The sequence below is a fragment of the Pseudomonas frederiksbergensis genome (genome assembly GCF_003732275.1).
GTDB classification, from domain to species: Bacteria; Pseudomonadota; Gammaproteobacteria; order Pseudomonadales; family Pseudomonadaceae; genus Aquipseudomonas; species Aquipseudomonas frederiksbergensis_H.
Genome location: NZ_MOBM01000040.1, coordinates 1 through 21,750 on the forward strand (window position 1 = coordinate 1; position 21,750 = coordinate 21,750).

Here is a 21,750-nt window from a genome sequence, read left to right on the forward strand (position 1 = left end):
TTGTGGGAGCGAGCCTGCTCGCGATAGCGGCGGCACATTCAGCATCAATGTTGGCTGGCCCACCGCTATCGCGAGCAGGCTCGCTCCCACAAGGGTGATTGGTTCAGGGTACAAATGACCCTGTGATGGTCATTTAAACCCTAAAGATCACGGTGTTTTTTACCCTGATCACTGACACCCCCAATAAACAAGGCCCTCCAAGCCTGGCCCGCGTCTTGCTCTGCATGGGCAGCCTTTTAGAAATCCTGGATCCCTCTCGATTACCCGGAGTCGTCATGAAAAAAGTCATCCAGCCACTGGCCTGGTTTGTTGTGTTGACCTCAATCCTGGCCCTGGCCAGCGGCGTTTCTCTAGGTCTCGTCTGACCTGATCCCCCTTCTCTATCTTCAGGATGAATTCTCATGGTGCTTCATCGCGTCCATCACCAGATTCTGCGCAGTCATCACTTGTTCGAGCCGTTGAACGAAGAACAGCTGGATGAACTGATGAGTACCAGCCACTTGCTGAGCATCGACAAGGGCGAGCCGTTGTTCCGTCAAGGTGAGCCAGCCGATTCGTTCTATTTCATCATTGCCGGCGCGGTGAAGATCTACCGGCTGACACCCGATGGGCAGGAGAAAGTGTTCGAGGTCATCAGTGATCGGCAAACCTTCGCCGAGGCGATGATGCTGATGGACACCCCGAACTATGTGGCCTCGGCCGAAGCGATCTGCCCCACCCAGCTCTACCGGTTATCCAACAGCACCTACATGCGCCTGCTGCAGAGCAATAGTCGGCTGACCTTTGCACTGCTGGGCAAGCTCTGCGTTCGCTTGCATCAACGGGTCAACGAAATCGAAACCCTGTCATTGAAAAACGCCACCCACCGGGTCGTGCGTTATCTGCTGACGCAACTGGTGCGCCAGCAAACCGTTGACAGCCAATTCGAGCTGCCGATGGCCAAGCAGCTGATTGCCGGGCATCTGTCGATCCAGCCGGAAACCTTTTCGCGGATCATTCGCCGCTTGATCGATGAAAACATCATCACTCAGGACGGCCGTCAGATCGCCATTCTTGATCGTCTGCGCCTGGAACAGTTTGAGTGAGTGCCATGCCCGTCTGCCTGTATTGCCAACATGCCAACCCACCCCAAGAAATCGAGTGCCGTCAATGCGGCATGCCCCTGCCGGCATTGGCCGCACACGCGGCGCAACGTCGGTTGCGTCGATTCAAGTGGTTCTGCATCGGCCTGACAATCTTCTGCGTGACGATGTTTTTCTGGCTGCCGCGCAGCATCTCCTGAGCCATACCGCAATTTTCAATTCCACACATCTCGCGCCTGCGAAACACAGCCCCTGTGGCGAGGGGGCTTGCCCCCGTTGGGTCGCGAAGCGGCCCTGACCCGGTAATCACGTTGTGGCAGATAAAACACACTGGCTGTTTTTACGACTGCTTCGCAGCCGAACGGGGGCAAGCCCCCTCACCACAGAGTCTGCGCTTTGCAGGCTCGGCAGTTGCTACATGTACCCAGGTGGCCAAGGACATCACGGTTGAGTCAGCTGGCGATATAACTGCGGCAAGCGTAGCGGTAACTGCTCGGGCTGACGGATCAAGGTGTAGCCATTGGCGCCAAACATGTACGGCAGGTAATCCCCGGCCTCGCGATCGATCGTGATACAGAACGGCGTCAGCCCCTGACGTCGCGCCTCCAGCACCGCCTCGCGAGTGTCTTCGACACCGTAGCGGCCCTCATACAAATCCAGATCATTCGGTTTGCCATCCGTGAGCAGCAGCAACAGTTTGCTGCGCCGCTTGCTCGTGCCCAATAGTTGCGTGGCCTGGCGAATGGCGGCGCCCATGCGCGTGTAATACCCCGGTTTGAGACCTTGAATACGACCTCGTGTGGTGTCGTCATAACGCTGGGTGAACGCCTTGAGTTCCTGCATGCGCACTTGCTGACGACGCAGCGAGGAAAACCCGTACAGGGCGAAATCATCGCCCAGCACTGACAAGGTTTCGCCGAACAGCAGCAGGCTGTCGCGGATGACGTCGATGACGCGATGCTCATCGTTCAGGTGGGCGTCGGTGGACATCGACACGTCGGCCAGCAACAGACACGCCAGGTCGCGGCGGGTCTGCCGTTGCTCCATGAACAGACCACGTTCGGCACACTGGCCATGCTCGCGCTCAACGTGAAAATCCAGCCAGGCCTGCATGTCCAGTTCAGAGCCCTGGGGTTGCTGGCGTAACCATTGGCGGTCATTACGCAGGTGCTCGAACTGGCGCCGCAAGCGGTGCGCCGAGGCCTTCAACCGTAATGGCAGCGGCTGCGCCTCACAGTCGCGGGGCACCATCATTTGCAGATTGACGAAGCTGTCCTGCATCTGTTGTTTACGGTAGTCCCACTCCGGCAACTTGATGCCCTCTCCGAGGGGAATATCGTCGACATCGGCCGGTGGCAAATCCAGGTGCAGCTTCAGACCGCCGCCCTTGCGCAGACGGGTGCGCGACAGGGTCAATTCATCCAGGTCGTCGGCGACTCTGGCAGCGTCCGGGTCTTCGCTGTCGTCCGACCAACGATCCAGGTCGACGTGCTCGGTCCAGCTGAACAGGTTCTCCAGGCGCACGATTAACAACCCACCGTCGCGGGTGCTTTCGTCGATCCGCGTCGCGCGTTTACGCCCGCTTTTCTGTTCGCCGGGCGGCGTGGTCAAAGACTCTTCGGATTCATCGCCCAGATCCGCAGCCTGCGGGCTGGCGAGGTTTTGTGGCGGGTACAACCACAGCGGCAGCGGCCACGCGGCCCGTTCGCTGCGGGGAAAATGTTCGACACTGCCTGGCTCACGCAATGCCTGGCATAACGCCCGTTCCAAGGCCGCTTCGCCGGGGTTCAGTGTTGCCGGATCCGGGCGCAATTGCAGATGAGCATCGACCAGTCGTTTGTAGCGAACACGCAGCGCGGGATAGCGTCGCAACAACTGTTGCGTCCAGCGTTGATTGTCCCGCCCCCAGTGACGCATCTGCCCGGCTTGTGCCGCCAGCAACGCGAGCCAGCGATAGAGTTCCTCGTTCAGTGCGACTTCAGGGAAGACTGCCAGACTCGATGGCAGCCGCAAATTACTCGCGTCGCACCACGCCAACGGCACTTGTTTGCAGGTGCCGGCGATCTGCTGCAACACGTTGCGCCGCAGCAGTAGATCGCGGTCGCTGGCCGCTTCCACGCCGATGCCATTGGCGCCGCCCATGGCATGAAACAACAGCGCCAGCGGGCGTTGCTGACTGGCCAGTTCAACCCGCGCTTCAGGGAAGTCCGGGCTGGCACGCCGGGTGATAAAACGATGCCAGACACTGCCGACCCACTCTTCCAGTTCGACGGTAAACGCCATGATGCTTGCCCTTCCTGGAAACCAAAGAAACGGCCCGCTGTATTAGCCGGGCCGACCTTTTCTAGCCGTTACACCGGCTCATGAAGGAACCACCGCAGCCGGGGCACGCAAGGCGGCGCGGCTACGCTGTTTGAAGCTGAACAGGTAACACGCGAGCCCGGCGAAGAACCCGAGACCGGCGCCCAGACGCGCCCAGAACAGTACCTGCAGATGTTCGACCGTGGCCATGAATGGCAACGCGATCCCGTCGGCCTGCCAGCGTTGCAGGTAAACCTGTACGACACCGGCAGCGGTGAGGAACAGTGTGATCATCACCATCGACAAGGTCATCAACCAGAAACCCCAGATTTCGAAGGTCTGCGAACGCTCGTCAGCGGCTTCACCCAGCCCGCGCAAACGCGGCATGGCGTAGCTGATCAAGGTCATCACGATCATCGCGTAAGCACCGTAGAAGGCCAGGTGACCGTGAGCCGCGGTCAGTTGCGAACCGTGGGTGTAGAAGTTGACCGGTGCCAGGGTGTGCAGAAAACCCCAGACGCCCGCACCGAAGAACGCGGTGACCGTGGTGCCTTTGGCCCACAGCGTGGCGGCGCGGTTCGGGTGTTGCCGGCGACGGTTCTTCACCATGCTGAAGGCAAAGATCACCATGGCCAGGAACGGTAGCGGTTCGAGTGCCGAGAAGATCGAGCCGACCCACAACCAGACCTCGGGCGCACCGATCCAGAAGAAGTGGTGACCGGTGCCGATGATCCCGGTAATCAGCGCCATGGCGATGATCACATAGAGCCATTTCTCCACGACTTCCCGGTCGACACCGGTGATCTTGATCAGGACAAAAGCGAGCATCGAACCCATGATCAGTTCCCACACGCCTTCCACCCAAAGATGCACCACCCACCACCAATAGAACTTGTCGCGGGCCAGGTTGCCAGGGTTATAGAAGGAGAACAGGAAGAACACCGCCAGGCCGATCAGCCCGGTCATCATCACCATGCTGACCGTGGTCTTGCGACCTTTGAGCAGGGTCATGCCGATGTTGTAGAGAAAGCCCAGGCACACCACCACAATGCCCATCTTGGTGATGGTCGGCTGCTCCAGAAACTCCCGGCCCATGGTCGGCAGCAACTCATTGTGGGTCAGTCTGGCCAGGCCCGCATAAGGCACCAACAGATAGCCGAGGATCGTCAGCACGCCCGCGGCGGCGAATACCCAGAACAGAATGATCGCCAGTTTAGGGCTGTGCAGTTCGCGGTCGGCCTCTTCCGGAATCAGATAGTAGGCAGCGCCCATGAAGCCGAACAGCAGCCAGACGATCAGCAGGTTGGTGTGTACCATTCGCGCCACGTTGAAGGGAATGATCGGGAACAGAAAGTCCCCTATCACGTATTGCACACCCATGATCAAACCGAACAGCACCTGACCGAGAAACAGCATCAGGGCAAACACGAAGTACGGTTTGGCCACGGCTTGCGAGGCGAATTTCAGATGCGGATTAGCAATGCTCATCGCTTAGCCCTCCTTGTTTGGCGGCCAGCCATTGGTGTTGATGTTCGAACTCCATTTGAGGAACTCGGCGATGTCATCCACCTCCTGCTCGCTCAACTTGAACTGCGGCATCGCTCGCCGGCCCGGTACGCCCAGCGGCTGCATTTTCATCCAGGCATGCAGAAAGGGTTTGAAGCCCGCCTCCCCGCCGCGCCGCTGGAACACGTTGCCCAGCTCAGGCGCAAAGTAGGCGCCTTCGCCCAGCAGCGTGTGGCAGCCGATGCAGTTGTTTTGCTCCCAGACCGTCTTGCCGCGGATCACTGATTCAGTTAACTGCGCTTCATTGCTGCGCACTGGAAAGGTCTGTTCCGTGTGATAGGTCAAGGCCAGGAATATCAGGAAGAAGAAGATGCTTCCCCCGAAGTAGATATTCCTGGCCATGCCTTTGGTGAAGGTCTCTGACATGGTCGCTTCCTCTTTGCTTGGCGTGCCCATGATAGGAAGCGAAGGGTTGAAACCAGCTTGATGGCGATCAAGAAAGGCAGATGGTTTTGGTCGGGTATTGGCATCAGGACCCCAGGTACCAACCTGTGGCGAGGGAGCTTGCTCCCGCTGGGGTGCGCAGCGGCCCTAAAACAGTCACCGCGAATATTCAGATAGAAAGCAGGCACAGGTTTTACGGCTGCTTCGCAACCGAGCGGGAGCAAGCTCCCTCGCCACAGGTAATTAACCGACTGAAACCAGCGTCAGCCCCACAACCACCGCCAACACCAACGCCCAGCTCACCATCAACCGGCGCCACAATCGCGGGGCATGGCGCATTTCCATAAAGCCATCGGCAATCAGCCAGGCCTTGCCGACCGCCACCAGCAAAATGGCCACCGACAGCAGCCACGTCACGCCCATCTGTGCCAGCACCACCGTGCATACGCTTAATGTGGCCAGCGCTGCCCAGCAGACCAGCAAAAACCTGGAAGCCGACATCCAAACCTCCGTCAATTCAGCACGTAGACCAGTGGAAACAGCACGACCCAGATCAGATCGACCATGTGCCAATACAGCACACCCGATTCAAGCCCGCTGCGGTTGGCGGCGTGGTACAAGCCACGACGGCAACGCTCGGCCAGCCATCCGAGGATGACCATGCCGAGCAGTACATGGAGAAAATGAAAACCGGTGAGGATCCAGTAGAGGGTGAAAAACGTGTTGTGCTCCATGCCCAGCCCCGTGGCCAGCAAGTGCCGGTATTCCGTAAGCTTCAACACCACGTAGACACTGGCGGCGAGCAACGCTGCCAGCAGGTAGACAGCGCCGTGGCGAGACCGGGAGCGCTTGACTTGCTCTTGAGCCAGCGCAGCGAACAGCCCGGCGGTGAGCAGGCTCAGGGTCATCGCCAGGCCGGTAGAGGTGTTGAGCAATAGACGGCTTTCACCGAACAGCTGCGGCTTGAGTGCCTGGGTCACGGCGAACGCCAGAATCAGGATGGCGAACACCGACAGCTCAGCCAGAATGAAAAACCACATCGCCAGATCGCCCGGCAAGTGACCCGGCGCAACGCGTCTGGCCTCAGCCGAAGTGGACATCGACTACGTCCATCAGCGCCGCAACCGTCAGCGGATCATCGCTCAGCGGCTCGGCCAGGCAGGCCATGCACGCTTCACGCGGGCTCATGCCGGAGCGGATCATTCGCGCGGTGAAAATCAGCAGTCGCGTTGAGGCGACCTCCTCCAGATCATGTTGATCCAGTCGTCGCAGGGCCTGGCCCAGCCTGACCACTTGCGCCGCCAGCGCGCTGTCCACCTGCGCTTCCCGGGCGACAATGCGCTCTTCATCGGCCACCGGCGGATAGCCGAAACGCATCGCCACGAAACGTTGTCGGGTGCTGGGTTTCATGCCCTTGAGCAGGTTCTGGTAGCCGGGGTTGTACGACACCACCAGCATGAATGATGGCGGCGCCTGCAGCACTTCGCCGGTGCGTTCCAGGAACAACTCGCGACGATCATCAGCCAGTGGATGCAGTACGACCACGGTGTCCTGGCGCGCTTCGACCACTTCGTCCAGATAACAGATGCCGCCTTCACGCACCGCGCGGGTCAGTGGCCCGTCCTGCCACCAGGTGCCTTGGGCACCGATCAAATGACGGCCGATCAGGTCGGCGGCGCTCAAATCATCATGGCAGGCCACGGTGTACAGCGGCAGTTTCAACCGATGGGCCATGTGCTGGACAAAGCGGGTCTTGCCGCATCCCGTCGGGCCTTTGATCAGCACCGGCATGCCGTGTCGCCAGGCTTGCTCGAACAGCGCCTCCTCATTGTTGAGCGGTTGATAGAAGGGTTCGCAAGACTGGATTCGGTCCATGGGCTGTCTGTTCCAAAAGCGGATTCAAGCCACACGCTACGGGCCCCTGCGACAACCTGGCAAGTGACATGGCCGGCAAACTTGATCGCGGTCAAGCGAGCATTGGCCTGCTCGGGCATAGCCTTGCACGGCACTAAGAACCTGCGTTCTGCGCTGCCGTTTCAGCACATCGCAAAGGTCTTGCCTGAGGAGAAATGGAATGCTGATCAGCAATAGAAAAACGTTTGCTCTGACTGTCGCCACATTGTGTTCGGCGCTGGCCCTTGCGGTGACTCATGCGGCCCGGGCCAACGAGCCCGCTGCCGCTACGACCAGCCCGCTGATGGTCAAAGCCGCCGGAGCACCCGACATGAGTCAGGCCGAGTTCGACTCTTCCAAGGAAATTTACTTCCAGCGCTGCGCCGGCTGCCACGGTGTTCTGCGCAAAGGCGCCACCGGCAAACCACTGACACCGGACATCACCCAGTCCCGCGGGCAACCGTTTCTGGAGGCGTTGATTACCTACGGTTCACCGGCGGGCATGCCGAACTGGGGAACGTCGAATGCGCTGACCAAGGATCAGATCACGTCAATGGCCAAGTTCATTCAGCACACGCCGCCGACACCGCCTGAATGGGGCATGGCCGAGACGCTGAAAACCTGGAAAGTGCTGGTCAAACCCGAGGACCGTCCGAAGAAGCAACTGAGCAAACTCAACCTGCCGAACCTGTTTTCGGTGACGTTGCGCGATGACGGCAAGATTGCCCTGATCGACGGTGACAGCAAGAAAATCGTCAAGCTGATCGAGACCGGTTATGCGGTGCATATCTCGCGGATTTCCGCCTCCGGTCGCTACCTGCTGGTGATTGGTCGAGACGCGCGGATCGACATGATCGACCTGTGGCCGGTGGAGCCGACCAAGGTCGCCGAAGTCAAAGTGGGCATCGAGGCGCGCTCGGTGGAGACCTCCAAATTCAAGGGCTACGAAGACAAATACACCGTCGCCGGCTCCTATTGGCCGCCGCAATTCACCATCATGGATGGCGAAACCCTGGAGCCCAAACAAATCGTCTCGACTCGCGGCATGACCGTCGACAAACAGGAATACCACCCCGAACCCCGGGTCGCGGCGATCATCGCTTCCCATGAATGGCCGGAGTTCATCGTCAACGTCAAGGAAACCGGCAAGGTCATGCTGGTCAATTACCAGGACATCAAAAACCTCACCATCACTTACATCGATGCCGCGCCCTTCCTGCATGACGGCGGTTGGGACAGCACCCACCGCTACTTCATGACCGCCGCCAACAACTCCAACAAAGTCGCCGTGATCGACTCCAAAGATCGCAAATTGGCAGCCCTGGTGGATGTCGGCAAAACCCCTCACCCGGGGCGCGGCGCCAACTTCAACCACCCGACCTACGGCCCGGTCTGGGCCACCAGCCATCTGGGTGATGACGGCATTTCCCTGATCGGCACCGACCCGGTCAAACACCCGCAATACGCCTGGAAACAGGTCGCCTCACTCAAGGGCCAGGGCGGCGGATCGCTGTTTATCAAAACCCACCCTGACTCCCGTCACCTGTATGTCGACACCACCCTCAACCCCGACGCCAAGCTGAGCCAGTCGGTGGCGGTGTTCAACATCGACAAACTCGACGCCGGCTACACCGTGCTGCCCATCGCCGAATACGCCGGCATCAAGCAAGGCGCGATGCGGGTGGTACAGCCGGAATACAACAAGGCCGGCGATGAAGTCTGGTTCTCCGTGTGGAGCGGTCAGTCAGAGGAATCGGCGCTGGTAGTGATCGACGACAAAACGCTGAAGCTCAAATCAGTCATAAAGGACAAACGACTGATCACACCCACCGGAAAATTCAACGTCTACAACACCCAACACGACATCTATTGAGCTCCATCAATGCAAGGAATCCCCATGAAAAATATTCTGTTTTCACTGTTCGCCCTGACCGCTGCGCTGAGTGTGCAGCCGGCCACGGCCCAAGACGCGCAAGAGCTGTTCAAGAGCAAACCCTGCGCCGCCTGCCATTCCATCGACACCAAGATTGTCGGCCCGGCGCTCAAGGATGTCGCGGCCAAGAACGCGGGCGTGGCCGGGGCCGTGGACACCTTGGCCAGCCACATCAAGAACGGTACGCAAGGCAATTGGGGCCCGATGCCAATGCCCGCCAACCCGGTGACAGATGAAGAAGCGAAGACACTTGCAACCTGGGTCCTGAGTCTCAAATAGCCAACTGGAGGGCGTCATGAAGGTTTATCGACACGCTGCGATTCTGGCGGCCCTCCTCCTCATTTGCGCAACTGCGATTGCCGCGCCGGACGCCAAGCGTCAGGCACAACTCGAACACTTGTTGGCCCAGGACTGCGGCGCCTGCCATGGCCTGCACATGACCGGCGGACTGGGTCCCGACCTGACCCGCGCAACGCTGGCGGGCAAGTCCAGGGACAGCCTGATAGCCACCGTTAGCCAAGGCCGGCCCGGCACCGCGATGCCCGGTTGGGCCCCGCTGCTCAGCCCGGATGACATCCGTTGGCTGGTCGATCTTCTCCTCCAGGGATATCCCGCACCATGATCCGTTCAACCCTGCTTTTAGCGGCGACCGGGCTGTTGTTGTCCGCGTGTGTTCAGCCACCGCTGCGTGGTACCGGCGATCTGGGCGTGGTGGTGGAGCGCGCCACCGGCAGCGTGCAAATCATCGAAAGCGACACCCGCACGGCACTGGTCCGACTCGAGGGTTTGGGCGATCTGTCCCATGCCTCGGTGGTGTTTTCCCGCGACCAGCGTTATGCCTATGTGTTCGGCCGCGACGGCGGGCTGAGCAAGATCGACCTGCTGACCCAACGCATCGATCAACGGGTGATACAGGGCGGCAACAGCATCGGCGGCGCGATCAGTCAGGACGGCAAACTCATCGCCGTGTCCAACTACGTGCCCGGCGGGGTCAAGGTGTTCGATGCCGAAACCCTGCAACTGGTGGCCGATATTCCGGCCACGTCCCTGGCCGATGGCAGCAAGCGCTCACGGGTGGTCGGCCTGGTCGACGCGCCGGGGCAACGTTTTGTGTTCAGCCTGTTCGATACCGGCGAGATCTGGACCGCCGATTTCAGTCAGGGCAACACGCCGCAGATCAGCCGATTCACCGACATCGGCCAGCAACCCTACGACGCGCTGGTTACCCCGGATGGTCGCTATTACATGGCCGGACTGTTCGGCGAAGACGGCATGGCGCAACTCGACCTCTGGCATCCGGAGCGCGGTGTACAGCGAGTGCTCGGTGATTACGGACGCGGCCAGGCGAAATTGCCCGTCTACAAAATGCCGCATCTGGAGGGCTGGGCCGTCGCCGATCACCAGGCCTTCGTGCCCGCCGTCGGCCGTCACCAGGTGCTGGTAATGGATTCGCGCACGTGGCAGCAGACCGCGGCCATCCCGGTGGCGGGCCAACCGGTGTTCGTCACGTCGCGGCCGGACGGTCGACAGCTGTGGGTCAATTTCGCCTACCCGGACAACGATCGGGTACAGGTCATCGACAGCGAAACCCACGCCGTGGTCGCCGATCTGCGGCCAGGGCCGGCGGTGCTGCATATGGAATTCACTGCCCGTGGCGATCAGTTGTGGCTGTCGTTACGCGACGGCGATCAGGTTCAGGTCTGGGACCCGTACACCCTGAAGCAGCTGAGCACCCTTCCCGCCACCGCGCCGAGTGGCATCTTCTTCAGCAGTCGCGCGCAAAAAATGGGCTATTGAAATGAACCTCGACCTGCTCAGCCGCCAACTGATCGACCGCTTCCAGCACGGCATGCCGCTGTGCGCGGAACCGTACAAGGAGATGGCGCGGATTCTCGGTTGTCGCGAGGCGCAGGTGATGGCTTGTCTGGAAGAAATGGATCAGGCCGGCACCCTCTCACGGATCGGCCCGGTGTTCGAACACAGTCGCGCCGGCGCCAGCACCCTCGCCGCCCTCGCCGTGCCCGCCGAACGCTTGCAACAGGTCGCCGAGCACATCAGCCAATACCCCGAGGTCAACCATAACTACGCGCGGGAGCATTTCTACAACCTGTGGTTTGTGCTGACCGGCCCCGATCGCCAACACATCGAGCGCGTTCTCGAACAACTTGAGAAAGACACCGGCCTCATGCCGCTGGATCTGCCGATGTTGACCGCTTACCGCATCGACCTCGGTTTTTCCCTGGGAGAAAATTCATGACGCCGGGGTTGAGTCCCAAACAGGCACTGGCGCTGCGTCGGCATCTGGAAGGCGGGTTGCCGCGGGTATCGCGCCCTTATCAGGCCCTCGCCGAACGGATAGACGCCGACGAAAACCAGGTGCTCGGGCAAATGCACCAGTGGCATGAGCAAGGGCTGTTTCGCCGGGTCGGTCTGGTGCTCAACCATCGCGCGCTGGGCTTTACCGCCAACGCCATGCTGGTGCTGGATGTTCCGGACGCGCTGATCGACGAAGTCGGCCAACGCCTGGGCCGAGCGCACGGGATCACCCTCTGCTATCAACGGCCACGGCGTTTGCCGCAGTGGCGCTACAACCTGTTCTGCATGGTTCACGGGCGTCAACGCGCGCTGGTCGAGGCGCAGATCCAGGCGTTGCTGGAAGAACACCTGCTGAGCGACCTGCCCCACCAACTGCTGTTCAGCACTCACGCGTTCAAACAGTGCGGCGGACGCTTTGCACCCTCACCAACCGGAGCCCCCAAACATGGATGACCTCGACCGTCGGCTGATCAACCGTCTGCAACTGGGCCTGCCGCTGGTGCGCCACCCGTGGCAGGCACTGGCCGCCGAACTGGAGAGCAGCAGCACCGAACTGCTCGACCGCCTCCATGATTTGCTGGAAGACGGCATGCTCACGCGCTTCGGCCCGATGTTCGACATCGAACGCCTGGGCGGCGCCTTCACCCTTGCGGCGCTGGCGGTGCCGGAAGAGCGTTTCGAAGACGTCGCCGAGCAACTGCAGGCCCTGCCTGAAGTGGCGCACAACTACCGACGCGAACACGCCTGGAACATGTGGTTCGTGCTCGGCTGCCCGACCGAGCAAGGTATCGCCGAAACCCTGCAGCACATTGAAACCCTGACCGGCCTGCCGCTGCTCAACTTGCCCAAAGAGGAGACCTACCATGTCGGTCTGTATTTCCCGGTCTGAAGACACCCTGGCGCACCGTCTGATCGAGTTGACCCAGGCCGGCCTGCCATTGCTGGACGACCCGTGGGCCTGGCTCGCCGAACAACTGGAACTGAGCATCGAATCCACCCTGGACTTGCTCAAGCGCTTGCAGGCCGAGGGCGCCATCCGGCGCATCGCCGCCGTCCCCAATCACTATCGCCTGGGCTATCGCTACAACGGCATGACGGTCTGGGATGTGCGCGACACGGACATGCCGCGCCTTGGCGCACTGATCGGTGCGCAGCCCTTCGTCAGCCACTGTTATCGGCGCCCGCGACGAACCGCGTGGCGCTACAACCTGTTCGCCATGGTCCACGGTCGCAGCCGCGAGGAAATCGACGGCTACCGCGAACACCTGCGCTACTTGCTGGGCGACGCCTGCGCCGCCGACGAGATGCTGGTGAGCAGCCGCATCCTGAAAAAAACCGGTTTGCGACTACCGCCAGTGCCACGCTGAACACGCGCTTGTTCAAGGAGATTTGCATGTTGAGGATCAGCCAATACTTGCGTGCCCTGACCGGCCAGGCGCCTGCCCCCAGAACCAGCCCACCGGGCAGCAACCGGCCGCCGGTGGTGATCTGGAACCTGCTCAGGCGCTGTAACCTGACCTGCAAACACTGCTACGCCACGTCCGCCGACAGTGTCTTTCGCGACGAACTGGATACGCCCGCCGCGCTGACCGTGATCGACGATCTGCACGACGCCGGGGTGAAGGTGCTGATTCTTTCCGGCGGTGAACCGCTGTTGCGCGACGATCTGTTTGCGCTCAGCGCCTACGCCCGCACCAAGGGTTTCTTTGTGGCGTTGTCCACCAACGGTACGCTGATCAATGAGCAAAACATCGCGCAGATCCGCGCGGCGAATTTCGACTATGTCGGGATCAGCATCGATGGCCTGGAAGCCACCCATGATGCGTTCCGCCAACTCAAGGGCAGTTTCGCCAGCTCCATGCGGGCGATTCGCCTCTGTCGCGAACAGGGCATTCGTGTCGGCCTGCGCACCACCCTGACCCAGGAGAACCATGCCCAGCTTGCGCAATTACTGGCGCTGATGCGCGAGTACGACGTGCAGAAGTTTTATCTGTCGCACCTCAACTACAGCGGTCGCGGCAAACGCAGCCGCAAGCTCGACGCCCGGCAGCAGATGAGCCGCGAGGCGATGACGCTGATCTTCGAACGGGCCTGGGAAGACATCCAGCAGGGTCGCGACAGCGATTTTGTCAGCGGCAACAACGATGCCGACGCGATTCTCTTGCTGCAATGGGTGGGCCTGCGTCTACCCGAACATTACCCGCGCCTGGAAAACATGCTCAGGGCCTGGGGCGGCAACGCCTCGGGCAGTGGCATCGCCAACATCGACAACACCGGCGAAGTGCATCCCGACACCTACTGGTGGCAGCACTCGGTGGGCAATGTCCGGCATACGCCGTTTCGCACGCTCTGGCTGGACCAGCCAGACGCCTTGTTGCAGCAGCTGCGTGTGCATCCGCGCGCCGTCGGTGGCCGTTGTGGCCAATGCCGCTGGTTGAACATCTGCAACGGCAATACCCGCACCCGCGCGTGGGCCGAAGGCGACCTCTGGGGCCAGGACCCCGGTTGCCACCTCAGCGATGAAGAAATCGGTATGCCGCCATTAATGACCATCCCTTGCGTCATGCACTGAAACACCCGCCTGGCGAGGCATCTGGCAAAGGATGGAGCCCGCCGACCTGATGAAGAACCAAGGACGTCCCATGCACCCATCGATTGTTTTACCGGCCGCACTTGCGTCCCCGTTCAGACCGGGCGAAGTGGCCCTGGTTGGCGCCGGCCCCGGTGATCCACGCTTGCTGACCCTGCGTGCCTGGAGCCTGTTGATGCAGGCCGACGCCGTGGTTTACGACCGCCTGATCAGCCCCGAGCTGCTGACGTTGATCCCCCTCACCTGCGCCCGGCATTACGTCGGCAAGGCCAGCGGCTGCCACAGCCTGCCCCAGGAACAAATCAACGAACTGCTCGCCGACCTCGCCGATTCGGGGCAGCGCGTGGTCCGGCTCAAGGGAGGCGACCCGTTCATATTCGGCCGTGGCGCCGAGGAGCTGGAGTATCTGCTGCAACGCAACATTGACTGCCAGGTGGTCCCGGGCATTACCGCCGCTTCCGGCTGCAGCGCTTACGCCGGCATTCCGCTGACCCACCGGGACCTGGTCAACTCCTGCCGCTTCATTACCGGGCATTTGCAGCGCGATGGTGAGTTGTCACTGCCCTGGAGCAGCCTCGCCGACAGCAGCCAGACCCTGGTGTTTTACATGGGGTTATCGAACCTCGGAATTATCGCCCAGCGCTTGATCGAAGCCGGAATGGCCGCCGATACACCGGCGGCGCTGATCAGCAATGGCACACGTCCCGACCAGCACGTCGCGCGAGGCATGCTGCACCAGCTGCCGACCCTGGCGCTGGATTGCCCACCGGGCATTCCGACGCTGACGGTGATCGGCAAAGTGGTCGATCTGTTCGCGACCCAACAGCAGGAATACCCGGCGCGCTTTTACTCCGCTCCCGTGCTGCAACGCCACGGCAAGGTGGCGATATGAGGCGCATGCTGCTTGCCCCCTTGTTATGGGTCAGCGCGGCCGATGCCGGTGCAGCGCTTCCATCCTCCGACGCGGCTGCCGACCTCTACCAACAACATTGCCAGAGCTGCCATGGCGCCAACCGTTTCGGCGGTACGGGGCCGGCCTTGCTGCCGGAGAGTCTGAGCCGGATCAAACCCGATGAAATCCGCAGCGTCATTCAGAACGGTCGCCCCGCGAGTCAGATGGCCGGGTATGCCCATGTGTTCAGTCCCGCGCAGATCGACGCGCTGGTGGATTACCTTCAGCAACCACCCGCCACCCCGCCCACTTGGAGTAACGATGACATTCGCGGCAGTCATTCCATTCTCGCCGATATCAGCAAACTGCCCGACACACCCCAGCATGGCGCCGATCCGCTGAACCTGTTTGTGGTGGTGGAAGCCGGCGACCATCACATCAACATCCTCGACGGCGATCGTTTCGACGTACTGGCGCGGTTTGCTTCGCACTTTGCGGTGCATGGCGGGCCGAAGTTTTCGCCGAATGGACGCTTCGTCTACGTCGCCTCACGCGATGGCTGGATCAGCCTGTACGACTTGCACAACCTGAAGCTGATCGCCGAGGTCCGCGCCGGGCTCAATACCCGCAACCTGGCGGTGAGCAAGGATGGCCGATGGGTGCTGGTGGGCAACTATCTGCCGGGCAACCTTGTGGTACTCGATGCCCGCGATCTGTCCCTGGTCAAAACCATCCCGGTGATCGGCAAGGACGGTACCGCGTCACGGGTCAGCGCGGTCTACACCGCCCCGCCACGGGACAGTTTCATCGTGGCGCTCAAGGATGTGAAGGAAGTCTGGGAACTGTCGAGCGCCGGCACGCCGGACTTCGAACCGCGACGGATCCAGGCCGAGGATGTGCTGGACGACTTTTCCTTTTCACCGGACTACAAGCAACTGCTGGCGACGTCGCGCAAGGCCAAGGGCGGCCAGGTGATCGACCTCGACAGTGGCAAGGTGGTCACCGACATACCGTTGCCGGGCATGCCGCACCTGGGGTCCGGGACCTACTGGAAACGCAACGGTGAATGGGTGTTCGCCACGCCGAACATCAGCAAGGGGCTGATCTCGGTCATCGACTTCAAGACCTGGAAACTGATCAAGGAAATTCCGACCCTGGGGCCGGGTTTCTTCATGCGCAGCCACGTCAACTCGCGGTATGCCTGGACCGATGTGTTCTTCGGGCCGGACAACGATGCGATCCACCTGATCGACAAACAGACCCTGGAAATCGCCCACACCTTGCGCCCGATGCCCGGCAAGACGGCCGCCCACGTCGAGTTCACCCGCGATGGCCGCTACTTGTTGCTGAGCATCTGGACCAGCGATGGCGCGTTGATTGTGTATGACAGCAATACCCTTAAGGAGATCAAGCGACTGCCGATGAACAAGCCGTCGGGCAAATATAACGTGGGGAACAAGATTGAGTTTGTGGAGGGGACTTCGCATTAGGGTTTGGGTTTGGGTTTGGGTGTATATCCGTTTCTGCGGTAACGGCTGCTGTTGGTTCCGCTCTTACAGCGGGTTACTTGGAAAAGCGCCAAGTAACCAAGCGCTTTTGCCCCTTTCGTTCGGTGCCTCGCCCAGGCTCGCCATGCCCTCGCTCCGGTCCTGCTCCGTGGGCCCGCCGCCATCGGCCATCCATGGCCGGGGGCGGCTAACCCGGCATCCATGCCGGGTTGCCCACTGCGCAGAACCTGCGCTCGGCCTCTCGAGAGGGCGAGTACCGCAACAGCAAAAGCGAGGCGGCCTGCGGGCCGACCTGTCTTTTCAAGCGTACGCATTTCCCTGTGGGAGCGAGCCTGCTCGCGAAGAGGCCCTGTCAGTCGACATCAATATTGAATATAAGTCCGCCTTCGCGAGCAGGCTCGCTCCCACAGTTGGATTTTTTGGCAGGCATGACATAGGTGTCCACCGCCGATTACCTTGACGGACATCAGGTCGGCTATCAGGCCGCCTCGCTTCTGGCTTTTGATCTGGCTTTTGATGTTGATCTTGACCTGCCCCGTCGGAAGGCCGAGCGCAGGTTCTGCGCAGTGGGCACCGCGGCAAGGATGCCGCGGTAGCCGCCCCCGGCCATGGATGGCCGATGGCGGCGGGCCCACGGAGCAGGACCGGAGTGAGGGTACCCTGAGCCTAGGCGAAGGGCCGTACGTCAGGGGCGAAAGCGTTTTGGTTACTTTGGCGCTTTTCCAAAGTGACCCGCCGTAAGGGCGGAACCCTAAGCCGCCGTTACCGCAGAAATGGATATGTACTCGGTCAACAAACCACGGACCACATCACCCCAAGGTATAACCATTATCAACCTTCCAATCCTGCCCATAGACACCCCGGGCGCCCTGGGACAGTTGAAAAATAATCACATTGGCCACCGCCGACGCATCGAGAAAATGACCAGGCAGCAGACGCTTGCCAAGGGTATTAGCGACATCATCGAGCTCCCCATCGCTCAACCCCAGATTGTCCCACATCGAGGTAGCGGTCGGCCCCGGCGAGACCAGATTGATGCGCACGTCATAACGCGCAAACTCCACCGCCAATGTGCGTGCCTGAGCCGCCAGCGCGGCCTTGCTGGCAATGCAGGCAGCCAGACCGGGAAAACTCGAACCGGTCAGAAAACTACCGACAAACACCACCGAAGCCGGGTTCGCCAACTCACCGCGCAACGCCGCCAGAGTGTTCAACGCCCCGGCACCATTGACCGCCCATTGGCGCTGAAAGGCCGGCATGTCCAGGCTGTCGGCCATTTCGGCAATGCCCGCGTTGGGCACCAGATAATCCACCCGCCCTAGCGCCGCCGCCCTCCGGGCCAGTTCTTGCAAATCTTCCTCGCACGTAACGTCCCCTGCGAACCATTGCAGCCGTTCACCGTAGATCTGTTGCAAAGTCGGCAAATCACCGACAGTCCGTGACATCGCCAGCACCTTGACCCCACGCGGCAACAGCGCGGCGCACAACGCCAGGCCAATCCCGGAGCTGGCGCCGGTGATCACCGCCAGACGATCCTGAAACTCGGTTTGCATCATGTTCTCCTGGGCATCGTTAATGCCAAGCACTGGGGACGTTGTGAGCCCCTATCTTTGAACAGACGCAGAAATATCGACTTGACGGCGATCACTTTTCTCGATGGCTCGCCGATCAATGAGTCGAGTGCGACATCGCGGTCTGTTGCTGAAGCACCGCCTGATCGATCTCGCTGAACCGCAGCACACGACCGCCCCGGTCGGCGGCCAGTTTTTCCGCAGCCTGCGGGCTGGAGAAAGACGCCAACACCACACCCATTGCCCCTTTGAGCTGGGTGCCGACCACGTAAAACGCATCCTTGGCATCGATCAGATGGGAATCATTGGGTGCGTTCCACGGACTGCGGCCCATGTCGTGGACATACAACCGGGCCTCGCCATGATGATTTTCCGGTTGCAGCCACCAACCGATCATCTCCGCCGTGGAGCAGAATTTCTTGATGCCGCTGCGCTCGACCACTTCGCCCTTGGGCCCGGGGAATCCGTCGATGATCATGCCGCAAACATGGCATTCATCACTGGGATGAAAAGCAGTGGGGGCGTCGCTGTAGGTGGCTTGCACCGGTTTGTCACAGGCCGCCAGCAGCAGACAGACCATCAGGCCCGCCACGGCGCGTACCGTCGTCGAATACAGATTACTCATTGTCAGAGGCTCCAAAAACCAAGGTGTGAATTCATGTCGCCCGTCGACGGAACAGCAACCAGGCCAAGCCCAAAGGCACCGCCACCCACAGCAACAGGCACAACCAGAGCATCGAGCCCGGCACAGGCAAATCGCTGCCCAGCGTCAGCACGCCAGCGCTACCGGCGCCGGGCTCGAAACCGGAGAGATTGATCAGGCGATAGACATCGGCGGGGTTGAGCAGCAATAACCAGGGCAGCACCTTCGGGTTGAACTGCCCTTCGCTCAGCACCAGCAGTGCCAGCAGCGCCAGGTCGAACACCAGCACGAAGAAGAACCACACCCCCAGCGCCAGCCCGGCGGCGGTGGATTTCTCGGCGGACACACTGCTCAGCACATAGGCCAGTCCTAGAAAGCCCCAGCCCAGTAATGTCGACGACAGCATGAATCGTCCAAAAGCCCAGAGCAGCAGGTTCAGTTCGACGTCCTCCACCAGCACGGCGATCGCGAGCATCGCGCAGCCAAAACCGATGAGGGTCGCCAGCGCCAGGATCAATCCGTGGCCGACAAACTTGCCGAGCAGGATGTGCCCGCGCCCCAGCGGATAGGTCAGCAACAGCAGCAACGTGCCGCTTTCGTCTTCGCCGACGATGGCGTCATAGGCCAGCAGCAAGGCAATCAGCGGCATCAGGAATGTCGCCAGGCTGGCGAGGCTGGCGATGGTCGCGGGCACCGAGGTGAAGCCCAGTTGCCCGGAAGCCGCCGCACCCAACCAGGCGATGCCGGTCGCCAACACCGCGAACAGCAGGCTGATCGCCAACAACCAGCGGTTGCGCAAACCGTCATTGAATTCCTTGCGGGCCATGTTCCAGATCGGGTTCATACGGTCTCTCCACTGGGGATCGCACCGGCCCGCCCCATGTAATAGCGGTAGATGTCCTCCAGGGACGGTGGGTCGATTTCCACGTCGGCCGGCTCGTGTTCATTGAGCAATTGGCGCAACAGGTCCAATTTGTTGCCATTGAGCGCAGCCACTTCAAGGCCCTCCGCGCCCCAGCGCTGGGTGATGTGCCCGGCGTTGTTCCAGGATGCCTGCAAGGGCCCGGCGTGCTTGAGCCCATTGGCGCGAATCAGCGTCGGCAACCCGGCTTCCTCGCGCAGGCTGCGCAAACTGCCAAGGGCCAGCAGGCGGCCCTGGGTCAGAATCGCTGCACGGTTGATATGTGCCTCGACCCCCGGCAATACGTGGGAACAGAGAATGATGCTGGTGCCCTGGCTGCGCAGCCGGTCGAGCAACCGATAGAGGTCTTGAGTGGCGATAGGATCGAGGCCAACGGTCGGCTCGTCGAGCAGTAACAAGCGCGGCTCGCCGAGCAAGGCTTGCGCCAGTCCCAGGCGCTGGCGCATGCCCTTGGAGTAGGTTTTGACCCGTCGATGTGCCGCGTTCGCCAGGCCTACTTCCTCCAGCAGCACGTCCACCTGGGCGAACGCGGCGCCTTTGAGTCGGGCGAAATGACGCAAGGTCTCCAGGCCGCTCATCTGCGGATAGAAGGTCACGTTCTCCGGCAAATAGCCCAGCAAACGCCGAACCTGCGGATCACTGGGCAAGCGGCCGAACACCCTGACGTGCCCTTCACTGGCCTGAAGCAGACCGAGCACCAGTTTCATGCTGGTGGTCTTGCCCGCGCCGTTATGCCCGAACAAGCCCAGCACTTCGCCTTCGCCCAGGCTCAGGTTCAACTGATGCAACACGGTGGTGTACCCATAGCGCTGGCTGACGCCTTCCATGTCGATGACGTTCATGCGGTGGGCTCCTGGGTCAGGGGTCGTGTGGTGGGATTCATCAGTGGATGGCTGTCCAGGACGCCCGGCGATTTCATCACCGGAAAGGCCCGTTGTACCCAACGCAGCAATTCGATCCCGGGGCTGTTCATCAACAGCCGCACCTGCGGGTACAGCCACAGCAAGCGGTCGACGTTGTCGTTGGGTTCGTAGGCGATATCGCCCAGGCCATCGTTGTTGCGATCCCAGCCCAGGTAATCGCTCCAGTAATTGCCCCGGCCATCCGCCGACCATTCCTGCAAGCGGGTGGCGACGTATTTGACCTGCCGTTGGTTGCCGACAAAGGCGTTGTCGGCAATGCGGTTGTCTTCGGAGCCGGCGGTGAGGTGAATGCCCACGGCGCTGTGCTCGAAGTGGTTGTGTTCGATGGTATTGAACAGCGAGTTGTAGATGAACAACGCCTTGCCTTCGGCGCCGCTGATCATGCTGTCGCCGGTCGAGCCGTCGCGCACGTCCGTGACGAAATTGTCGCGCAAGGTTGAATAGGTGATGTAGTTCATCAGGATGCCGTAGTTCTGATCCTGTTCGGAGCGGTTGCCGATCACCGTGAGCTTGCGGCTTTGCATCAAGGCGTAGCCGGTGCGGGTGCGGCGGGTGGTGTTGCCTATCAATTGGTTGTCGTTGGCGAACATGTAATGCACGCCGTAACGCAGGTCTTCCAGGGTATTGCCCTGCAGCAGGTTGCCGTTGGAGGTGTCGATGTAGATGCCATCGCGGGTGTCGCGCACCTGGTTGCCGATGACACGGGCGCCATGCACCGCATACAGATGAATGCCGTTGCCGCGATCCTGGGAGCGCAGCGTCGGATCCCCCTGGATGCGGTTGTCGATCAGGCTCGCATCCTGCGTACCGTCGACCCAGATACCGAAGCCCTGGCCTTGCAGGCGATTGCCTTTGATCACCGCACCACGGGCCTGTGGCTGGAGGAACACCGCCGCATTCATGGCCGTGAGGTCGTGCCCCCAGTCCAGAAAGGTACAGCCCTCGATCCGGACATCGGGCGCGCTGACGATCACGCCGTTACCCTGCCCTTGCGCCTGAAACACCGCGCCGGGCTCGCAAACAATCTTCATCGGTTGATCGACGCTGAACGAGCCACGGTACTCGCCCGCCGGCAAGTGCCAGCGTTGTTCAGCGTCAACCCGCAACGGCAACGTGGTGATGGGTTGCACCGCCAGCGCACTACCGGACATCAGCAGGAGCGCAAACGCGACCAGCTTGATCGGATTGCACTTGATATCGGTCATCGGCCCGCTCCCGTTGATTGG

At 61.1% G+C, this 21,750-nt stretch carries 24 protein-coding genes; 13 read left to right on the forward strand and 11 right to left on the reverse strand.

Features of this window, described 5'->3' with window-relative positions; translation table 11 throughout:
* Positions 1-401: 401 nt before the first annotated feature.
* Positions 402-1,085: a Crp/Fnr family transcriptional regulator gene (locus BK662_RS30990; protein ID WP_008075049.1), complete on the forward strand. Its 684-nt coding sequence runs from the start codon at positions 402-404 to the stop codon at positions 1,083-1,085.
* Complete coding sequence (locus tag BK662_RS30995; RefSeq protein WP_123360743.1) at positions 1,082-1,282, forward strand: protein DnrP; 201 nt, start codon at positions 1,082-1,084, stop codon at positions 1,280-1,282. The genes BK662_RS30990 and BK662_RS30995 overlap by 4 nt, the downstream gene beginning before the upstream one ends.
* Positions 1,283-1,523: 241 nt before the next feature.
* On the opposite strand, the gene BK662_RS31000 is transcribed toward BK662_RS30995, so the two are convergent.
* The 6 genes from BK662_RS31000 to BK662_RS31030 all read right to left on the reverse strand — a co-directional run bounded on the left by BK662_RS31000 (position 1,524) and on the right by BK662_RS31030 (position 7,208).
* The gene (locus BK662_RS31000) at positions 1,524-3,365 is read right to left on the reverse strand and encodes a nitric oxide reductase activation protein NorD (protein ID WP_123360744.1); all 1,842 of its coding nucleotides are present in this window, start codon (positions 3,363-3,365) and stop codon (positions 1,524-1,526) included.
* A 78-nt stretch (positions 3,366-3,443) separates the two neighbouring features.
* Positions 3,444-4,871, reverse strand: coding sequence for a cbb3-type cytochrome c oxidase subunit I (locus BK662_RS31005; RefSeq protein ID WP_123360745.1), 1,428 nt, complete (start codon positions 4,869-4,871; stop codon positions 3,444-3,446).
* Positions 4,872-4,874: 3 nt separating this feature from the next.
* Positions 4,875-5,315: a c-type cytochrome gene (locus tag BK662_RS31010; RefSeq protein ID WP_030130714.1), complete on the reverse strand. Its 441-nt coding sequence runs from the start codon at positions 5,313-5,315 to the stop codon at positions 4,875-4,877.
* 261 nt (positions 5,316-5,576) lie between these two features.
* Positions 5,577-5,834 carry a cytochrome C oxidase subunit IV family protein gene (locus BK662_RS31020; protein WP_123360746.1) on the reverse strand — a complete coding sequence of 86 codons (258 nt, stop codon included), beginning with the start codon at positions 5,832-5,834 and terminating at the stop codon, positions 5,577-5,579.
* Between the two features lie 11 nt (positions 5,835-5,845).
* Entirely contained in the window at positions 5,846-6,433 is a 588-nt protein-coding gene (locus BK662_RS31025; protein WP_123360747.1) for a cytochrome c oxidase subunit 3, read from the reverse strand.
* Complete coding sequence (locus BK662_RS31030; RefSeq protein ID WP_038982739.1) at positions 6,417-7,208, reverse strand: CbbQ/NirQ/NorQ/GpvN family protein; 792 nt, start codon at positions 7,206-7,208, stop codon at positions 6,417-6,419. Before BK662_RS31030 ends, BK662_RS31025 begins: the two co-directional genes overlap by 17 nt.
* Before the next feature lie 199 nt (positions 7,209-7,407).
* Between BK662_RS31030 and BK662_RS31035 the strand changes: the two genes are divergently transcribed.
* From BK662_RS31035 to BK662_RS31085, 11 genes are all read left to right on the forward strand, one after another.
* Positions 7,408-9,099, forward strand: a complete 1,692-nt coding sequence (locus BK662_RS31035) for a nitrite reductase (RefSeq protein WP_123360748.1) — start codon at positions 7,408-7,410, stop codon at positions 9,097-9,099.
* Positions 9,100-9,123: 24 nt separating this feature from the next.
* Positions 9,124-9,438 carry a c-type cytochrome gene (locus BK662_RS31040; protein WP_123360749.1) on the forward strand — a complete coding sequence of 105 codons (315 nt, stop codon included), beginning with the start codon at positions 9,124-9,126 and terminating at the stop codon, positions 9,436-9,438.
* Between the two features lie 16 nt (positions 9,439-9,454).
* Complete coding sequence (locus BK662_RS31045) at positions 9,455-9,781, forward strand: c-type cytochrome (protein WP_123360750.1); 327 nt, start codon at positions 9,455-9,457, stop codon at positions 9,779-9,781.
* Entirely contained in the window at positions 9,778-10,956 is a 1,179-nt protein-coding gene (locus BK662_RS31050) for a cytochrome D1 domain-containing protein (protein ID WP_123360751.1), read from the forward strand. The genes BK662_RS31045 and BK662_RS31050 overlap by 4 nt, the downstream gene beginning before the upstream one ends.
* A 1-nt stretch (position 10,957) precedes the next feature.
* Positions 10,958-11,416, forward strand: coding sequence for an Lrp/AsnC family transcriptional regulator (locus BK662_RS31055; RefSeq protein ID WP_123360752.1), 459 nt, complete (start codon positions 10,958-10,960; stop codon positions 11,414-11,416).
* The gene (gene ahbB, locus BK662_RS31060; protein WP_123360753.1) at positions 11,413-11,928 is read left to right on the forward strand and encodes a siroheme decarboxylase subunit beta; all 516 of its coding nucleotides are present in this window, start codon (positions 11,413-11,415) and stop codon (positions 11,926-11,928) included. The genes BK662_RS31055 and ahbB (BK662_RS31060) overlap by 4 nt, the downstream gene beginning before the upstream one ends.
* Entirely contained in the window at positions 11,921-12,364 is a 444-nt protein-coding gene (locus BK662_RS31065; protein WP_123360754.1) for an Lrp/AsnC family transcriptional regulator, read from the forward strand. Before ahbB (BK662_RS31060) ends, BK662_RS31065 begins: the two co-directional genes overlap by 8 nt.
* Positions 12,339-12,842: a siroheme decarboxylase subunit beta gene (gene ahbB / locus BK662_RS31070; protein ID WP_123360755.1), complete on the forward strand. Its 504-nt coding sequence runs from the start codon at positions 12,339-12,341 to the stop codon at positions 12,840-12,842. Before BK662_RS31065 ends, ahbB (BK662_RS31070) begins: the two co-directional genes overlap by 26 nt.
* 26 nt (positions 12,843-12,868) lie before the next feature.
* The gene (gene nirJ, locus BK662_RS31075; RefSeq protein WP_123360756.1) at positions 12,869-14,047 is read left to right on the forward strand and encodes a heme d1 biosynthesis radical SAM protein NirJ; all 1,179 of its coding nucleotides are present in this window, start codon (positions 12,869-12,871) and stop codon (positions 14,045-14,047) included.
* A gap of 70 nt (positions 14,048-14,117) precedes the next feature.
* Positions 14,118-14,957 (forward strand): uroporphyrinogen-III C-methyltransferase, encoded by an 840-nt coding sequence (cobA, locus tag BK662_RS31080; protein ID WP_123360757.1) that lies wholly within the window; start codon positions 14,118-14,120, stop codon positions 14,955-14,957.
* Positions 14,954-16,447: a cytochrome D1 domain-containing protein gene (locus BK662_RS31085; protein ID WP_123360758.1), complete on the forward strand. Its 1,494-nt coding sequence runs from the start codon at positions 14,954-14,956 to the stop codon at positions 16,445-16,447. Before cobA ends, BK662_RS31085 begins: the two co-directional genes overlap by 4 nt.
* Before the next feature lie 827 nt (positions 16,448-17,274).
* Here the strand turns inward: BK662_RS31085 and BK662_RS31095 are convergent.
* The 5 genes from BK662_RS31095 to BK662_RS31115 all read right to left on the reverse strand — a co-directional run bounded on the left by BK662_RS31095 (position 17,275) and on the right by BK662_RS31115 (position 21,729).
* Positions 17,275-18,018: an SDR family oxidoreductase gene (locus BK662_RS31095; RefSeq protein ID WP_123360760.1), complete on the reverse strand. Its 744-nt coding sequence runs from the start codon at positions 18,016-18,018 to the stop codon at positions 17,275-17,277.
* 115 nt (positions 18,019-18,133) lie between these two features.
* Entirely contained in the window at positions 18,134-18,661 is a 528-nt protein-coding gene (locus BK662_RS31100; protein WP_123360761.1) for a nitrous oxide reductase accessory protein NosL, read from the reverse strand.
* A gap of 31 nt (positions 18,662-18,692) precedes the next feature.
* The gene (locus BK662_RS31105; RefSeq protein ID WP_063340241.1) at positions 18,693-19,523 is read right to left on the reverse strand and encodes an ABC transporter permease; all 831 of its coding nucleotides are present in this window, start codon (positions 19,521-19,523) and stop codon (positions 18,693-18,695) included.
* On the reverse strand, positions 19,520-20,443 hold the full coding sequence (locus BK662_RS31110; RefSeq protein ID WP_123360762.1) for an ABC transporter ATP-binding protein: 924 nt from the start codon (positions 20,441-20,443) through the stop codon (positions 19,520-19,522). The genes BK662_RS31105 and BK662_RS31110 overlap by 4 nt, the downstream gene beginning before the upstream one ends.
* The gene (locus BK662_RS31115; protein ID WP_123360763.1) at positions 20,440-21,729 is read right to left on the reverse strand and encodes a nitrous oxide reductase family maturation protein NosD; all 1,290 of its coding nucleotides are present in this window, start codon (positions 21,727-21,729) and stop codon (positions 20,440-20,442) included. Before BK662_RS31115 ends, BK662_RS31110 begins: the two co-directional genes overlap by 4 nt.
* Between the last annotated feature and the right edge of the window lie 21 nt (positions 21,730-21,750).

Coding starts and splice junctions, on each gene's coding strand:
- BK662_RS30990 (WP_008075049.1), top strand. CDS start 402: ATGGTGCTTCATCGCGTCCATCACCAGATTCTGCGCAGTCATCACTTG.
- BK662_RS31045 (WP_123360750.1), top strand. CDS start 9,455: ATGAAGGTTTATCGACACGCTGCGATTCTGGCGGCCCTCCTCCTCATT.
- BK662_RS31020 (WP_123360746.1), bottom strand. CDS start 5,834: ATGTCGGCTTCCAGGTTTTTGCTGGTCTGCTGGGCAGCGCTGGCCACA.
- BK662_RS31055 (WP_123360752.1), top strand. CDS start 10,958: ATGAACCTCGACCTGCTCAGCCGCCAACTGATCGACCGCTTCCAGCAC.
- ahbB (WP_123360755.1), top strand. CDS start 12,339: ATGTCGGTCTGTATTTCCCGGTCTGAAGACACCCTGGCGCACCGTCTG.
- BK662_RS31110 (WP_123360762.1), bottom strand. CDS start 20,443: ATGAACGTCATCGACATGGAAGGCGTCAGCCAGCGCTATGGGTACACC.
- nirJ (WP_123360756.1), top strand. CDS start 12,869: ATGTTGAGGATCAGCCAATACTTGCGTGCCCTGACCGGCCAGGCGCCT.
- BK662_RS31035 (WP_123360748.1), top strand. CDS start 7,408: ATGCTGATCAGCAATAGAAAAACGTTTGCTCTGACTGTCGCCACATTG.
- BK662_RS31005 (WP_123360745.1), bottom strand. CDS start 4,871: ATGAGCATTGCTAATCCGCATCTGAAATTCGCCTCGCAAGCCGTGGCC.
- cobA (WP_123360757.1), top strand. CDS start 14,118: ATGCACCCATCGATTGTTTTACCGGCCGCACTTGCGTCCCCGTTCAGA.
- BK662_RS31065 (WP_123360754.1), top strand. CDS start 11,921: ATGGATGACCTCGACCGTCGGCTGATCAACCGTCTGCAACTGGGCCTG.
- BK662_RS31010 (WP_030130714.1), bottom strand. CDS start 5,315: ATGTCAGAGACCTTCACCAAAGGCATGGCCAGGAATATCTACTTCGGG.
- BK662_RS31050 (WP_123360751.1), top strand. CDS start 9,778: ATGATCCGTTCAACCCTGCTTTTAGCGGCGACCGGGCTGTTGTTGTCC.
- BK662_RS31040 (WP_123360749.1), top strand. CDS start 9,124: ATGAAAAATATTCTGTTTTCACTGTTCGCCCTGACCGCTGCGCTGAGT.
- BK662_RS31095 (WP_123360760.1), bottom strand. CDS start 18,018: ATGCAAACCGAGTTTCAGGATCGTCTGGCGGTGATCACCGGCGCCAGC.
- BK662_RS31030 (WP_038982739.1), bottom strand. CDS start 7,208: ATGGACCGAATCCAGTCTTGCGAACCCTTCTATCAACCGCTCAACAAT.
- BK662_RS31115 (WP_123360763.1), bottom strand. CDS start 21,729: ATGACCGATATCAAGTGCAATCCGATCAAGCTGGTCGCGTTTGCGCTC.
- BK662_RS31105 (WP_063340241.1), bottom strand. CDS start 19,523: ATGAACCCGATCTGGAACATGGCCCGCAAGGAATTCAATGACGGTTTG.
- BK662_RS31000 (WP_123360744.1), bottom strand. CDS start 3,365: ATGGCGTTTACCGTCGAACTGGAAGAGTGGGTCGGCAGTGTCTGGCAT.
- BK662_RS31100 (WP_123360761.1), bottom strand. CDS start 18,661: ATGAGTAATCTGTATTCGACGACGGTACGCGCCGTGGCGGGCCTGATG.
- ahbB (WP_123360753.1), top strand. CDS start 11,413: ATGACGCCGGGGTTGAGTCCCAAACAGGCACTGGCGCTGCGTCGGCAT.
- BK662_RS31025 (WP_123360747.1), bottom strand. CDS start 6,433: ATGTCCACTTCGGCTGAGGCCAGACGCGTTGCGCCGGGTCACTTGCCG.
- BK662_RS31085 (WP_123360758.1), top strand. CDS start 14,954: ATGAGGCGCATGCTGCTTGCCCCCTTGTTATGGGTCAGCGCGGCCGAT.